At 61.4% G+C, this 14,431-nt stretch carries 14 protein-coding genes; 6 read left to right on the top strand and 8 right to left on the bottom strand.

Features of this window, described 5'->3' with window-relative positions:
* Positions 1–38 precede the first annotated feature (38 nt).
* The 3 genes from AC0L37_RS13375 to AC0L37_RS13365 all read left to right on the top strand — a co-directional run bounded on the left by AC0L37_RS13375 (position 39) and on the right by AC0L37_RS13365 (position 4,173).
* The gene (locus tag AC0L37_RS13375; protein ID WP_282220844.1) at positions 39–2,321 is read left to right on the top strand and encodes a putative PEP-binding protein; all 2,283 of its coding nucleotides are present in this window, start codon (positions 39–41) and stop codon (positions 2,319–2,321) included.
* Positions 2,322–2,447: 126 nt separating this feature from the next.
* A complete protein-coding gene (locus tag AC0L37_RS13370; RefSeq protein WP_282220845.1) occupies positions 2,448–2,957 on the top strand; it encodes a hypothetical protein in 510 nt (169 codons plus the stop codon).
* A gap of 256 nt (positions 2,958–3,213) precedes the next feature.
* The gene (locus tag AC0L37_RS13365; RefSeq protein WP_282220846.1) at positions 3,214–4,173 is read left to right on the top strand and encodes a cell wall hydrolase; all 960 of its coding nucleotides are present in this window, start codon (positions 3,214–3,216) and stop codon (positions 4,171–4,173) included.
* Here AC0L37_RS13365 and AC0L37_RS13360 read toward each other — a convergent pair whose 3' ends face one another.
* From AC0L37_RS13360 to ygfZ, 3 genes are all read right to left on the bottom strand, one after another.
* Positions 4,174–4,695, bottom strand: coding sequence for a hypothetical protein (locus tag AC0L37_RS13360; RefSeq protein ID WP_212658788.1), 522 nt, complete (start codon positions 4,693–4,695; stop codon positions 4,174–4,176).
* A 125-nt stretch (positions 4,696–4,820) separates the two neighbouring features.
* Entirely contained in the window at positions 4,821–5,423 is a 603-nt protein-coding gene (locus AC0L37_RS13355) for an HD domain-containing protein (RefSeq protein ID WP_212658787.1), read from the bottom strand.
* A 38-nt stretch (positions 5,424–5,461) separates the two neighbouring features.
* Positions 5,462–6,301 carry a CAF17-like 4Fe-4S cluster assembly/insertion protein YgfZ gene (gene ygfZ, locus AC0L37_RS13350; protein WP_282220847.1) on the bottom strand — a complete coding sequence of 280 codons (840 nt, stop codon included), beginning with the start codon at positions 6,299–6,301 and terminating at the stop codon, positions 5,462–5,464.
* Between the two features lie 68 nt (positions 6,302–6,369).
* Between ygfZ and AC0L37_RS13345 the strand changes: the two genes are divergently transcribed.
* Complete coding sequence (locus tag AC0L37_RS13345; protein ID WP_282220848.1) at positions 6,370–7,704, top strand: dihydroorotase; 1,335 nt, start codon at positions 6,370–6,372, stop codon at positions 7,702–7,704.
* Positions 7,705–8,043: 339 nt separating this feature from the next.
* A complete protein-coding gene (locus AC0L37_RS13340; RefSeq protein ID WP_282220849.1) occupies positions 8,044–9,867 on the top strand; it encodes a methyl-accepting chemotaxis protein in 1,824 nt (607 codons plus the stop codon).
* Positions 9,868–10,142: 275 nt separating this feature from the next.
* Here the strand turns inward: AC0L37_RS13340 and AC0L37_RS13335 are convergent, their stop codons facing one another.
* From AC0L37_RS13335 to AC0L37_RS13325, 3 genes are all read right to left on the bottom strand, one after another.
* Complete coding sequence (locus AC0L37_RS13335; protein WP_348984692.1) at positions 10,143–10,421, bottom strand: hypothetical protein; 279 nt, start codon at positions 10,419–10,421, stop codon at positions 10,143–10,145.
* 100 nt (positions 10,422–10,521) lie between these two features.
* Complete coding sequence (locus AC0L37_RS13330) at positions 10,522–10,908, bottom strand: TIGR02301 family protein (protein ID WP_282220850.1); 387 nt, start codon at positions 10,906–10,908, stop codon at positions 10,522–10,524.
* A gap of 15 nt (positions 10,909–10,923) precedes the next feature.
* Positions 10,924–11,325: an NUDIX hydrolase gene (locus tag AC0L37_RS13325; RefSeq protein ID WP_282220851.1), complete on the bottom strand. Its 402-nt coding sequence runs from the start codon at positions 11,323–11,325 to the stop codon at positions 10,924–10,926.
* A 72-nt stretch (positions 11,326–11,397) separates the two neighbouring features.
* Between AC0L37_RS13325 and AC0L37_RS13320 the strand changes: the two genes are divergently transcribed.
* The gene (locus tag AC0L37_RS13320; protein ID WP_282220852.1) at positions 11,398–12,126 is read left to right on the top strand and encodes an SOS response-associated peptidase; all 729 of its coding nucleotides are present in this window, start codon (positions 11,398–11,400) and stop codon (positions 12,124–12,126) included.
* A gap of 161 nt (positions 12,127–12,287) precedes the next feature.
* On the opposite strand, the gene AC0L37_RS13315 is transcribed toward AC0L37_RS13320, so the two are convergent.
* Positions 12,288–12,884: a hemerythrin domain-containing protein gene (locus AC0L37_RS13315; RefSeq protein WP_282220853.1), complete on the bottom strand. Its 597-nt coding sequence runs from the start codon at positions 12,882–12,884 to the stop codon at positions 12,288–12,290.
* 21 nt (positions 12,885–12,905) lie between these two features.
* Positions 12,906–14,321 (bottom strand): FAD-binding oxidoreductase, encoded by a 1,416-nt coding sequence (locus tag AC0L37_RS13310; protein WP_282220854.1) that lies wholly within the window; start codon positions 14,319–14,321, stop codon positions 12,906–12,908.
* Positions 14,322–14,431 lie beyond the last annotated feature (110 nt).

Here is a 14,431-nt window from a genome sequence, read left to right as displayed (position 1 = left end):
AGGCATGATGCCGGTGCAAGAAAAGCAAGGACTTACCCGTGAGTTTGGCGCAGGAAATGTTCGCGATTGCCCCCGCAATGGGGAAGGCGAACCTGTCTGCGAGCCAGCTCAAGCTGCTCAGCGGCAAAGCGCGCTGGATTTATCGTGTCGGTGAAGCCGGATTTCCGACCATCCCCACCATCGTTTTGACTCGCGCTGCATGGGAGGCCTTGCAGTCTGAACGCACGCGCAAGGATGTACGGCTGCGCACCCACTGGGTCGCCTGTCTGTTCAAGCTGGTCGACAAGGATGGAGCGCCGCCCCCGCTTGTGGTGCGCACCTCCGCCGCCAAGCACAATGCAGGCCTGATGCCCGCAAAGCTGGGTATCGCGGCCCCGGCCAATCCCGAAGATTCGGTCGACCCCCACCGCGCATTGGCTAAGGCGATCAAGAACGCCTTTGACAGCTATGGCTTTGGCCATGGCTGGACCGGGCGCCCCGATGATGATCGCAGCAAGCAGATCATTCTCGTGCAGGCCCAGACCGGTGGCGAGATCGAACAGTTCCTCACCCGCAACGGCACGACCGGGGCTCTGGGCCCGGCGCCGCTCGATGGCGCGCCGCTGCCCAAATTGCCCGAATCGGTTGATGCCCTCGTGGCGCTGGTCGACGCCAAGGCGGGGCGGCATATGTGCTGCGCCGTGGCCGTTCAGCGCGGCAAGCTGCAGTTTCTGTCAGCTCGCCCGTTTCAGGCGTCGGCGGCCGCCGATCTCGAGGCCGCGGTTGACCGGGTCAAGCGCAAGGTCTGGTCGCCGCAGAACGCCGTCAGCCGCGTCGATCCGGCCCGCCTGACCCAATTGCTGCATCCCCGGCTCAAATCCACCGGTGGCGCTGCCCCCATTGCGATGGGGTTGGGCGTCTCGCCCGGTGCGGCCAGTGGCACCATCGTATTCAACCCCGAAGATGCGGCGCGTCTACGGGCGCGCGGCAAGCACTGCATTCTGGTGGTCAACGAAACCGGCCCCGCCGATATCGAGGGTATGAAGGCCGCTACCGGCATTTTGACAGCGCGCGGCGGCATGTCCAGCCATGCCGGCGTGGTGGCCCGCATCACCGGCAAGCCTTGCGTTGCGGGCGTGCGCACGCTGTCGGTCGACGCCAGCGAAATGATCTGCTGGATCGGTGAGCGCGAATTCCGTACCGGCGATCAGCTCACCATCGATGGCAGCGACGGCACTGTCTATGTCGGCACATTGCCGCTGGCCCAGCCCCATATCGGTGGTGCCATTGGCACACTGCTCGACTGGTCCGATGCCTCGCGCAAGATTGCGGTGCGCACCAATGCCGAGACCGTGGAATCGGCGATGACGGCGCTCAGCTTTGGCGCCGAGGGCATCGGTCTGGCCCGCAGCGAACACATGTTCTTTTCGCCCGAACGCATGGTCGCCCTGCGACGCATGATCCTGAGCGAAGACGAGGATGATCGCAGTCAGGCCGTCAATGGTCTGGTCGGCTATCAGACCGGCGATTATTCGGCGCTGTTCTCGGCCATGAAGGGGCGCCCGGTCACCGTGCGGCTGTTCGACCCGCCACTGCACGAATTCCTGCCCCGCACCGACGAAGACATCGAGGAAACCGCCGCGTCACTCGGCCTCGCCGTGCGCCAGTTGCGCTTGCGCCTCGAACGCATAGCCGAGGTCAATCCGATGCTGGGTCATCGCGGCGTCCGGCTGGCCATCACCTATCCCGAAATCCTTTCCATGCAGATGCAGGCCATCATAGCCGGCGTGCGTGCGGCCAGCGAAAGCCAGGACGAGCCGGTGGCCGTCGAGGTCATGGTGCCCTTCGTCTCGACCGCCAGCGAAGTCGCCTTTGTGCGCGAGCGCATGAATACCATCGCCGCCAATTCGGGACTGTTGCGCACCGAGCGGGTCAAACTCTCCTTTGGCACCATGATCGAACTGCCGCGCGCCTGCCTGCGCGCGGGCGATATCGCCAATATGGTCGATTTCTTTTCCTTCGGTACCAATGATCTGACCCAGACAACCTTCGGCATTTCGCGCGATGATGCGCCAACATTCCTGGCCGCCTATCAACGCAAGGGGATCTATGAGCGTGATCCGTTCGTAACCATTGACGAGAAAGGCGTGGGCGAGTTGATCGCCATGGCCATCGAACGGGGCAGGGCGGCTAATCCGCGGCTCAAGATCGGTATATGCGGCGAACATGCCGGCGATCCGGCCTCGCTCAAGTTCTTCTCGGGGCTGGGCGTCGACTATGTCAGTTGTTCACCCTATCGTGTGCCCGTTGCCCGGCTGACACTGGCGCAGGCCACCGCTTAAATAGCGGTCGCACAATCCCTATATGCAGGGGGAACAAGCTGGCACCAAGTCAGCACAATGGGATGGGACTTTATCGACGTGAAACGATTGTCGGCTCTAGCACTACTGCCCCTGTTTGCGGCGCCAATGCCCGTTGCATTCGCCCAGACGGGCATTTCGCAATGCGTTTTGATCGAGACCGATGTTGAACGTCTGGCCTGTTATGATGGGCTGTTCCGCGACACCGCCGCCGCCCAGAGCGGGCTGAGCGTAACGTTGCAATCGGAAACCCTGATCCCCGCCCGGCCCAGTGGTCGTGCGCCAGCCACCATGACGGTAACCTGTGATGCCGATGTGCTCAGTGTGGCCTTTGCCTTTGCCGGCAACACCATGTCGGCCCTGGGTCGCGATGCGGGGATTACCCTGCAATACGATCTGCGCGCTGCCCGCAGTCAGACCTTGCCGGTCAACACTGACAACACGGCCATTGTGCTCGACAATAGCCGCGACGCTGCCGCGTTTCTGGACGGTCTGGCCGGCGCAACAAACCTCACCGCGCGGGTAACCCCGGTCAATTCCCGCTCGCTTTCCGTCCGCTTCCGGGTTGATGCCTTCATCGCTGAAGTCGTCCCGGTCCGCGCGGCCTGCGGCATCTAGAACCGTCCTTCGCGCTCCAATCACAGCAATGCCCACTCCGTGCCACGGTTGCACCATTGCCATGCCCAAAACGCCGTTTACGCGCTGCTAACCCTAATAAGTCATCATCACCACTGTCGGCATTCTAGCGTCTCTATCGCCGATCAGTAGTTGTGTTGCGTTGTGTTGAGTTGCGTAGATGGTTTTTTCCCACCGGCCAGTGGCGCGTTTGCGCGCGGCTAAAGCGGTTCGCCGCGGGCGCCCTATCGCCAGATTTGTGGCTGTAGCCGCACTCGGATTGCTGAGCTATGCCGCCCTGACTGGCGGTGCTTTCGGCCCGGTTGCCGACCTCGCTGAAACACTTCCCACCGAAATCAAACTGGCCAGTGCCAGCCTGTCCTATTCCGGCGTTGATCCCGTCATTACCGGGTCGGTCAACAATCTGTTTGCTTCTGCCAGTTTCACTGGTCCCAATCGCGCCGAGAAGGGCGATCGCGTTCGCCCCGCCGTCGATGCACTGGCCTTCTCACGCAGCTTTGCCGAAGTGCGTACCCGCCTGGCAGCCCTGCGTGCGCCCGCTGATCCCACCATGGGCCAGACGCGCTTTGCCGATATCGAGCCGACCGGCGACGTCGAGATCGGGCCGCGCATGTCCATTGCGGCCATCAATCCATCCACGGCAGCCGCGCTCGACGCCATTGCCGGTATCGCCCCAACCAGCGACGCTACCCCAATGCCAATGCTGGCCTCTGAGCAGCTCGCCTATGCCCGTGAAACGGCACCTGTCACCGGCGGCTTTGCAACCGGACAGGCCATTGCCACCTCGGACAAGGAACTGTGGTGCCTGTCCACGGCAATCTACTTTGAGGCGCGCGGCGAAAGCTATCGCGGCCAGGTGGCCGTGGCACAGGTGGTGCTCAACCGGGTCAAGGATCGTCGCTATCCCAATACCATTTGCGGCGTGGTGTTTCAGAACCAGACCAAGCGCAATGCCTGCCAGTTCTCCTTTGCCTGTGACGGTATTCCCGAATCCATCAACGACGCCAAGTCATGGGCGCAGGCCGAGGACATCTCCCGTCGCTTCACCGATGGTGAGCTTTACCTGACCGAAGTGGCCGACGCGACGCACTATCACGCTACCTATGTCCGCCCGGCCTGGGCGCCCCGCATGACCAAGCTGACCCAGATCGGCTTGCACGTTTTCTATCGCTTCAAGGCAGGCTGGCTGTTCGGCTGATCAGCAGACCCGGAAGCCCTTGCCGCTGACGCAGGTGCGATTGCCCCAGGTGCTAACGCGCGTGTCGCCCGAGCGGATATAGAGGAACGAGTTGACCTTGCGGCTGTTGAAGCTCGACCAGCCGCCACTGCGCCAATAGAAGAAATTATTGGGGCGATAGGTCACGTCTTCCACCGTGATGCCGGGATATTGCACCTTGTTGGAGAACAGCCCGTCGGTCGAATAGGTGCCGGTGCTGGTGGTGGCAATGGTCACGTAAGACACCCGGCCGCCTTCGACCTTCTTGACCACATCGGACGAAATGGGGTCCTGCGACACCCAGTTTTCGGCCCGAATTTCGTAATCCCGGTCTTCGAACCTGACCAGCTTGGTGGTGTCAAAGCCCGGCGCCACGACCGCTGGTTTCAGCATCTCGTCAGCAAAGGTTTCAACCACTGCGCCCGGGCCGGTGACAGCCAATACGCTGGCGCACATGGCACCCAAGGTCATCCCAATCAGAATGTGGCGGCTTGGCAGGTCCATGATTTCCGTCCCGGAATGAAGCGAAACCGGGTTTCGCGTTAACGGAATAAAAACCATAGCCACCTGTCACACGCAAAGTTCATCCCTTGTTAAGGTTAATATACACAGCCGCCAAAGTGCTGGTACTAAAGGGAAATTGCTTCGAAGGCCGCCACGAAGCGATCATGCGCCTCGCCTGTGGGCCAGGGGCGGATCAACCGGTCGAATGCATCGACATCAAAGGCTGGTTGGCCCGGTGCGCCGAAGAATTTGCGCGCCTCTGATTCCTCAAAGCCCGCCAGATGAACCGCCTCGAAAAACGCGGCCTCGCGGTCTGCTTTCTTGACCAGCTTTGCGACCGCTCCGGTCATCGCTGCGGGCAGCGAAAAGCGCAGGAAAATCGCGGAAAGCAGGCGGTTTTCAACGTCCTTGTAATTGCCGCCCATCGCTGCCTTGAAGGGCGAGATGATGTCGCCCATCACATATTCGGGGGCGTCGTGCAGCAGCGCCTGAAGCAGGGCAATGGGTGTTGCATCGGGGTTGCTGGCGCGAAACAGCTCGAGCACCAGCACTGAGTGCTGGGCCACCGAAAACGGGTAATCGCCATAGGTTTGGCCGTTCCAGCGGGCAACGCGGGCCAGGCCATGCGCGATGTCGGGCAGTTCGACATCCATCGGCGAGGGGTCAAGAATATCTAGGCGGCGTCCTGACAACATGCGTTGCCAGGCCCGTGAACTGGTCCGTGCCATCTTGCCCCAATTGGTTAGCAGACTGTTAGCGTTGAACGCTACTCATCGGCACTCGATTCGCCAAACGTGTATGCGGCCCAGACCGGCAGATTCAGCGTCACGGGTTTGTCGCAAACCGTCACGGCTGACAGGTCGGTGATGCGGTCGAGCCGGACAATGGCAACCGCCACCCCATCCACGACAGCACCAATCTGGCCAGCCTCGCGTCCCCCGGCCATTACGGGCGAACCGGCAGGCCCCTCAATGCCCGATACGATCACCGGGCGGCGGCGGGCGGTGCCGCGATGTTTCATCCGCGAGACCACTTCCTGACCGACATAACAGCCCTTGGCGAAGTCGATGCCGTCCAGAATGTCGAGCCCGATATCATGGGCAAAGGCCTCATTGGCCGCGAAGTCATTGCCCTGATGGGCAATGCCGACGCCGATACGCTCTGCCTGATAGAAGGCATCGTTCTGAACCCAGTCGCTGGTGGCCTCGACCGGGGCAATCACGCGCCAGCCGATATTGAGCGGGCCAAAGCGATCGGTGTGACGGATCCCTGCCGGTTCCGCATCCTGGGCAAAGCCGACGCGGTGGCTCTCGCGCAGATCGTCAATCACCGCCTGGGCGCGCAGGCGGTACATTTTCATGCGCTTGAAAAAATCGTCGGCGACCGATTCATGCACGTCCACCCAGATGGCGTCTTCGGCATGGCCGGCCAGGCCCTCGGCCAGAATCTTGCCCTGGGGCGAGAGCAGCGCCCACGCGGCGGCCGGCTCGCCATCTCCGGCGCCCGAGGCGGGTATTGGACCGGTGACGACGTCATTGAGAAGTTTATGCGCGTCGGCGCCCGAAAAACGGAATACGGCACGGTCGGCGCGCAGATGGGTGGTCATGGTCGCTTGCCTCTTGGTCGCTGCCTCCGCTAAACCGGGCTAACACGGGGAACGGCAGGACCAGAGACATGGCGCAGTACGACACGATTTTCAAGAACGCGACACTGGTCAATCACGATGGCGAAGGCCGGGCCGATGTGGCGGTGCGCAATGGCACCATTGCGGCGCTGGGCGATCTGTCGGGCGATAGCGCCATCGAAACCGTCGACTGCACCGGCCTGCACATCCTGCCCGGGGTCATCGATACCCAGGTGCACTTCCGCGAGCCGGGCCTGACCCACAAGGAAGATCTGCAATCGGGTTCCCTTTCCGCCGTCATGGGCGGCGTGACGGGCGTATTTGAAATGCCCAACACCAACCCGCTGACCACCAGCCGGGAAACCTTTGAGGCCAAGATTGCCGCCGGCACCAATCGCATGCATTGCGATTTCGCCTTCTATATTGGCGGCACGCACGAGAATGTCGGCGAACTGGCCGAACTCGAAAGACTGCCCGGTTGCGCTGGCATCAAGGTGTTCATGGGAAGTTCCACCGGCTCACTGCTGGTGGCCGATGACGATGGCGTCGAGGCTATCCTCAATGCCATTTCGCGCCGTGCCGCCTTCCACTCCGAAGACGAATTCATGCTCGAGCAACGCAAGGGCCTGCGCGTCGAGGGCGATCCATCGAGCCATCCGGTCTGGCGCTCGCCCGAAGTAGCGCTCAACTGCACCAAGCGGCTGGTGGGTCTGGCCCACAAGACCGGCAAGCGCATTCATGTGCTGCATATTTCGACTGCCGAAGAGATGGTCTATCTGGCCGATCACAAGGACGTCGCCAGCGTCGAGGTAACCCCGCATCACCTCACGCTCGATGAGACCGCCTATGATCGGCTGGGCACCTATGTGCAGATGAACCCCCCCGTCCGCGATGCCCAGCATCGCGCGGGGATCTGGGCGGGGGTGGCCAATGGCGTCGCCGATATTCTGGGGTCCGATCATGCCCCGCATACGCGCGAGGAAAAGGATCACCCTTACCCCGCCAGCCATTCCGGCATGACCGGCGTGCAGACCCTGGTGCCGATCATGCTCGACCATGTGAATGCCGGAAAACTCAGCCTGCAGCGCTTTGTCGACATGACCAGCGCCGGCCCCAACCGCCTGTTCGGCATCGCCAAAAAGGGTCGTGTTGCGGTGGGCTATGATGCCGACCTCACCATTGTCGATCTCAAGCGCCGCGAAACCATCCGCAATGCCGACGTCAAAAGCCGCGCCGGCTGGACGCCCTATGACGGCGTCACGGTCACCGGCTGGCCCGTGGGCACCATTGTGCGCGGCAAGATAGTGATGTGGCAGGGCGAACTGGTGACGCCCTCAACCGGCCAGCCAATCAGCTTCTTGGAAGCACTGCCACAGGACGCATAGCGCTTCGTCGGGTTCGGGTAGCGGACAGTCTGCTACTAGGGCGGTCAGTTCGTTAAGCAGACAGCGATCAAATTTGAGGCCGGAAGAAGGCTGTCGGGCACTATGTGAGCCGTGGCGTTGAGCGGTGGTAACATCAAGCGTTGCGACCATGTCCACCACAGCAACACCACTCTATCGGCCGGATACCGCAAATCGTTCGTCGGTTTGGGATGCTAGCAGACTGTCTGCAGGCGAGCAGCGTCGCCTCAAGCCAGCCTCAAACAATAATTTCTGCTTAGGAATTAATTAGTGCGTATGCTCCATAAGCGAGTTGCTTATATGCACGAGGCGGAAGGCTCCATGGCACTGTTCACATCGCGAACCAAAAGAAAAATAGCAACGGATGACCACGCGACGCTCGCCGCGCTGTCGGCTTCACAAGCGATTATCGAGTTCAATCTCGATGGCACCATCCTTACCGCCAACGCCAATTTTCTGGCGGCAATGAGCTATGAGCTTGATGACGTCCAGGGCAAGCACCACAGCATATTTGTGGAGCCTTCATACGCGAAGTCCGCAGATTACCAAGAGTTCTGGGCGCGGCTCCGCAACGGTGAATTCAACGCTGCCGAATACAAGCGCATCGGCAATGGTGGCAAAGAAGTCTGGATACAGGCCTCCTACAATCCGGTTCTGGACGCAGCAGGGAAGCCCTTTAAGGTCATCAAGATTGCGACCGATGTTACGGCACAGAAACTCGCCAATGCTGATTATAGAGGCCAGCTCGCCGCCATCTCGAAGTCACAAGCGGTGATTGAGTTTGACCTGTCCGGGACCATCCTAACCGCCAATGAGAATTTCTGTGCGACGATGGGCTATCGGCTGGAAGAGATTAAGGGTCAGCATCACAGCATGTTCGCTGTACCCGACTTTGCCAGAAGTAAAGAGTACAGCGAGTTTTGGAGAGCTTTGGGGCGCGGCGAATATCAGGCTGCCGAATACCAGCGACTTGGCAAAGGGGGCAAGGAGGTCTGGATCCAGGCGAGCTACAACCCGATTTTTGACATGAATGGCCGCCCTTATAAAGTTGTCAAATACGCAACCGACATTACTGCACGCAAGGCTGCTGTAGTCACTATCGGGGCAAGTCTATCAAGGCTTGCCGGGGGCGATCTGGCCACCCGCATCGACGCTCCGCTAGTGGGCGAACTTGATGAAGTGCGCCTTGCCTTCAATGATACGGTGGAAAAGTTCGCCAGCATCATGTCCCAGCTGCGCGAAACCTCGGCAATCCTGAAGACCGCGACGGGCGAAATCCTGTCGGGCGCCAATGATCTGGCAGACCGGACGACCCGCCAGGCCGCCGCCATCGAAGAAACCAGCGCTGCCATGGAGCAGCTCTCCACCACGGTGCAGGAAAATGCCAAGCGTAGCGAGGCGGCAAACACCCGTTCTCTTGCCGTGTCCGAAGCCGCTAGCAGCACAGGCGTGGTTATGGGCGAAGCAAATCAGGCAATGGAGCGGATTTCAGTATCCTCTGCCAAGATCTCCAACATCATCGGTATGATTGATGATATCGCCTTCCAGACCAACCTGCTAGCCCTGAATGCTTCGGTAGAAGCGGCCCGTGCGGGGGACGCCGGCAAAGGTTTTGCCGTGGTCGCAGTGGAAGTGCGTCGACTGGCACAGTCAGCGGCCAGTGCGTCCTCGGACGTCAAAGTTCTGGTCGAGCGTTCTGCCGAAGAGGTGGAGTCGGGCTCCAAGCTGGTCTCTACTGCCGCAGCCAAGCTGAACGACATGGTCGAAAGCGTTCGTCAGAACAGCGAGCTGATCACCGAGATCGCTCACGCCACCCAAGAACAGTCAACTGCCATAGTCGAGGTGAGCACTTCAGTTCGCGATATGGACGAAATGACCCAGCACAATGCGGCGCTTGTCGAGGAAATGAACGCGGCTCTGGAGCAGACCGAAACGCAGGCCAGCGAGCTGGATCAGATCGTCGAAGTCTTCACCGTTGAACATCGCGAGACTGTCGCCAAACCGTCGGCAAGGCATGCGCAACCAGTGGCCCCCAAACAGACCGCAAATGACATCAAGTCGCAGCAGTATCGCGCCGGCAACGCTGCCAAGGCCTATGCGGTGAACGGCAATGCGGCCATCAAGCAAGACTGGAACGAGTTCTAGTTAAGTCGCTGCGTGGCCGCTCTCCCACCTGTCGTCACCCTCGGCCTTGAGCCGAGGGTACTGTACTTCATGGTTTCGGCAGGGGCAGAGGCGGCGCGAGTTCTGGGATGGGATCGTCAGTGAAGAACCCTCGGGTCAAGCCCGAGGGTGACGCGCGGTGGGTGGTGAGCGGCTTGTTTCAGCGTCAAGGCTTATCGGCCTGAATGTCTGAAATGGGGTCGCAAACCGCGTCCGGGTCACTGAATTTCAGTGAACGCTCTAAGGCCTCGAACGGCCTACTGCAGGATCTTGTCGAGGTTGTATTCGCCCGAGCGGATGCGGTCGGGGAGCATGGCGACTAGGTCGGCAGCGGCTTCGTCGCCGTGCAGCTTGACCAGTGTGGCCAGCGCCGCAAACAGCGATGCATGGGCCAGTGAGCCGCTCTGCACACCATCTTCTTCAGCTTCGTTCCAGGCCTCGGCCAGATATTCCAGCGCGATCTGACGCTCGCCGCTTTCGCGGTCGAAAACGCCCAGGCCCGAAGCGGGTGCAAACATGGTCTTGCTCGTCGTCATAACACCTCGGGTAGCACAGGCTGTTGCGGTGGGCGCGGCAGAAGTAACCCGAAGGTTAACAAGTCGTACGCGTTTGTATCCAACCCATAGCAGAGCCGGACTACTCTGCGAACCGGGTGTGAATGTCGCGGGCGGTGCGTTCGGCCTCATCAAGCAGGCGCGACAGCGCCGCACTGGCAGCCGGGGTGCAGGCCCGGTGGAACCGCGCATAGGCGGTGTAGCCTTCGTTGAAAGCACCGGCCAGCCGCTGGCGACGGTCCTCATCGGGCTGGTCCAGCGCGATCAGATCGGCCATCTGGGCGCGCCAGTCAGTCCGGTTGGTGCCGCATAGCGGCTGCAGGAAATACAGGCTTCCCATAATCTCCGAGAGGCGCTCCATCTGCCGCTGATAGGGCGGATCAATCGCCAGCGCGGGCAGGGCGCCCAGCACGAGCAGACAGGCGGTGATGGCAATTTGGCGCAGGTTTTTCATGGCGGTCCGCAACAATACCGGCCTCCTGTATCAGCTTTGCCCTAGCACTGCGAAGGCCCTGGCGAGAACGTCATCAAGGCGGCTGGTCGTGCGAAAGGCGATCAGCGCCGTTGGATCCACCCACAGATGATCGGCAACCTCGTCGGAGGGCGTCACCTTGCCAGTGAAGTCGCCCGTCACGAATACCTGGAGCATGAAGGCCTCGTCGCGCCCCAGCGCCTGCAGGATCACCGGCCGGGGATTGCGGATGGTGATGCCCACTTCCTCGGTGATTTCGCGCGCTGCGCATTGCTCGATGGTCTCGCCCGGCTCAATGCGGCCGCCCGGCAGGGTCCACAAATCCTTGTAGGGTTCATAGGCGCGCTTGATCAGCAGCACCTTGCCATCGCGCACCAGAGCCACGCTGGCGGCATTGGGGAGTTTGTCGGTCACGGGTTTGGGCGTCCAATTGCGATTCGTTGGTTCACACACTACCTGTTGTTGGCCAATTGGGAGACATCGAACATGTGCGGACGCTATGCCTCCACATTGCCACCTGAAATGATGGAAGAGCTGTTCAAGCTGCTCAATCACATCGAGATGGTGCCGCGCTACAATATCGCCCCGACCCAGCCCGTTGCCGCGATCTGGGAAGAGGGCGGTCGCCGCGAGGGCCATTTTGCGCGCTGGGGTCTGGTGCCGCGCTGGGTCAAGGATCCGCGCGAATTTCCGTTGCTGGTCAATGCGCGGGTGGAAACCATGGGCGAAAAGCCCGCCTTCCGCGATGCCCTCAAGCATGGCCGCTGCATCATTCCCGCCAGTGGCTATTACGAGTGGCACACCAATCCCGACAAGTCCAAGCAGCCCTATTACATCACCTTCGAGGACGACCGGCCCATGGCGCTGGCCGGGCTCTACGCCACCTGGAGTGGCCCCGAGGGCGAAGAGATCGATAGCCTCGCCACCATCACGGTGCCGACCAATGGCCAGCTCGCGCCCATCCATCATCGCATGCCTGCGATCCTGGAAGGGCAGGCGATCGATGACTGGCTCAACGTGCGTGATGTGCGCGCCAACACCGCCGCCCAACTGGCGCTGCCGCTGCCCGATGGGGCGCTGAAATATCATCCGGTGTCGACCCGGGTGAATTCTGCGCGCGATGATGATCCGGGGCTGATTGTGCCGGTGACGGTGGAAAAGCCGGAACCGGTGCGCAAGGTCGCTGGCGGCGGCGGGCAGCTGGATCTGTTTTAAGGGATATCTGGGGGATACCCCCACCTAGCCTCCCCCTGATAGGGGGAGGTGGGGCGCCACTCTCTGGGCAATATCTGACCACAACCACTAAGCCATACCTCCCCCTGTGAGGGGGAGGCAGGGAGGGGTGGGGCAGGGTAAACCGCGCCCCGTTCGACCCGCTAAACCCCGATATCGAAATAGCCCAGCGCGTCGCCCATGGCCTCTTCCTCGTAGCCAAGGTGAGACAGCAGCACGCGCTCCAGTGCCTGATAGATTTCCCGGGTTTCCTCAAACCGCGCCTGAGTTGGCTCGCCGGCCAGCGCGTTGAGCGCGTCGACCAGCGCCAGCAACAATTCATGGACCACCACATGCTCGGCCTGCAGCCGCTCGGCAATGGCCTTGAATACCGGACCCTGCTCGGCCAGCGCCGGGAAGATCGCGTAATCCTCGATGGAATGGTGGGTGTGCACGATCTGACAATACTGCCCGCACAGATTGCCGAAGCGGCGATAGTTCGAGACCATTGCCAGATCGCCGGTTTCAGCCGCGATCTCGGCGGGCGTGATGCTACCGGCCCTGGCGCGCGCGATCAGCTTGCCCAGGGTGGCCATGTTATCGCGCAGATGATCATGGATCATCTTGAGATGCTGGCCCGGCTGACGCTGGGCGTCGGTCAGGCCCTCAAGCCTGGGGGCGGGGGGACGGGTGGCGTCGTCGAGAAAGGCGATATTGAGCAACATGGCGCAATAGATGGGCCGCTTTGCCGCTGGGGACAAGACGGCACCATTTTGTAACCGTCAGCCCAGCATCTTGCCGGGGTTCAGGATGCCCTTGGGATCAAGCGCAGTCTTGATGGTGCGCATCAGCGAGAGCGCCACGGGATCCTTGACCTGCTTGAGCAGGTCCACCTTGAGCTGGCCAATGCCATGCTCGGCCGACACTGAACCGCCCAGCTTGAGTACGATCTCGTAGATCGCCTCGTGCAGCTTCTCGTCATATTCGGCCATGAACGCCTTGGGATCAGCGCCCTCGGGCTGGCTGAAATTGAAGTGGATATTGCCATCGCCCATATGCCCGAACGGCACGGCGCGAATGCCCGGCGAAATGCGCTCGCCCGCTGCAATGCCTTCGGCGATCAGTTGCGGCACCGCGGCAATCGGCACCGAGACGTCATGCTTGATCGAGGCGCCTTCCTTGGATTGCACCTCGCTCATCTGTTCGCGGAACGACCACATGCGGGTGCGGTCAGCCAGCGACTCGGCAAACACGGCATTGTCGATCAGGCCCTGTGCAAAGGCGGTCTCGATGGCGCTCATCAGGCTGCCTGCCTCGCCGCCCTGCATGCGCGCCACTTCGATCAGCGCATACCAGGGCGAGGCCCCGGCAGTGGGGTCTGAATCCAGAAATCCGTGCTTGAGCTGCATTTCCAGCCCGATATGGGGCACCAGCTCAAAAGCGTTGAGCCGGCCACCAATGCGTGCCCGCAGCAATTCAAACAGCGGTAGCGCCGCTTCGGGCCCGGCAATGTTGACGATGGTGGTCTCGTAGTCTTCGGGCTTGGGGAACAGCTTGAGCGTGGCTGCCGTGATGATGCCCAGCGTGCCCTCCGAGCCCACCAGCAGATCGCGCAGATCGTAGCCGGTATTGTCCTTTTTCAGCGAGTTCAGCCCCTGATAGAGCTGCCCGTCGGCCATGACGGCCTCGACGCCCATGGTCAGCTCGCGCGCATTGCCATAGGCCAGCACATTGACGCCACCGGCATTGGAGGCCAGCAGACCGCCAATCCGCGCCGAGCCCTGGGAGGCCAGCCAGAGCGGGAAGATGGTGTTTTGCGCTTCGGCAGCGGCGTGGGCATTTTCCAGAATGACCCCGGCTTCGGCGGTCATGGTGCCCGCGGCCGTATCAACGGCGCGGATTCGGTCCAGCTTGGCCATGCTGATGATCACTTCGTCGCCGCGCAGGGGCACCTGCGCCCCGACCAAACCGGTATTGCCGCCCTGGGCGATGATGCCGACGCCGGCTGCGTTGGCCCAGCGCACGACGGCCTGCACCTGTTCGATCGAACTGGGCATGACCACCGCGGCGGCCCCGGTGTGGAAGCGCTTGCGCGGCTCGTGCAGATAGATCCCCATCTGTCCCGGCTCGCCGATCACGGCATTGGCACCAAGCAGGGCCGTGAGCTGGTCGACAATGGTGGCGGCGGAAACTGACATTGAAATTCCGTTGTCTGGTGATCTCGAAACGCGCGGCAATCTTGCCCCATCAGGTTGCCATGTGCCACAAGCGGGCCAACGACTCCAGTACGACATAATATCAATTCTGC

Source organism: Devosia sp. J2-20, assembly GCF_055808475.1.
Note: the sequence above shows the minus strand (reverse complement) of the source record. Positions and strands in the feature narration are given on the sequence as shown.

Excerpts from the sequence above, each read along its gene's own strand:
- AC0L37_RS13345 (WP_282220848.1), top strand. The coding sequence starts at position 6,370 with ATGGCGCAGTACGACACGATTTTCAAGAACGCGACACTGGTCAATCAC.
- AC0L37_RS13370 (WP_282220845.1), top strand. The coding sequence starts at position 2,448 with ATGCCCGTTGCATTCGCCCAGACGGGCATTTCGCAATGCGTTTTGATC.
- AC0L37_RS13310 (WP_282220854.1), bottom strand. The coding sequence starts at position 14,321 with ATGTCAGTTTCCGCCGCCACCATTGTCGACCAGCTCACGGCCCTGCTT.
- AC0L37_RS13335 (WP_348984692.1), bottom strand. The coding sequence starts at position 10,421 with ATGACGACGAGCAAGACCATGTTTGCACCCGCTTCGGGCCTGGGCGTT.
- AC0L37_RS13360 (WP_212658788.1), bottom strand. The coding sequence starts at position 4,695 with ATGGACCTGCCAAGCCGCCACATTCTGATTGGGATGACCTTGGGTGCC.
- AC0L37_RS13320 (WP_282220852.1), top strand. The coding sequence starts at position 11,398 with ATGTGCGGACGCTATGCCTCCACATTGCCACCTGAAATGATGGAAGAG.
- AC0L37_RS13355 (WP_212658787.1), bottom strand. The coding sequence starts at position 5,423 with ATGGCACGGACCAGTTCACGGGCCTGGCAACGCATGTTGTCAGGACGC.
- AC0L37_RS13340 (WP_282220849.1), top strand. The coding sequence starts at position 8,044 with ATGGCACTGTTCACATCGCGAACCAAAAGAAAAATAGCAACGGATGAC.
- ygfZ (WP_282220847.1), bottom strand. The coding sequence starts at position 6,301 with ATGACCACCCATCTGCGCGCCGACCGTGCCGTATTCCGTTTTTCGGGC.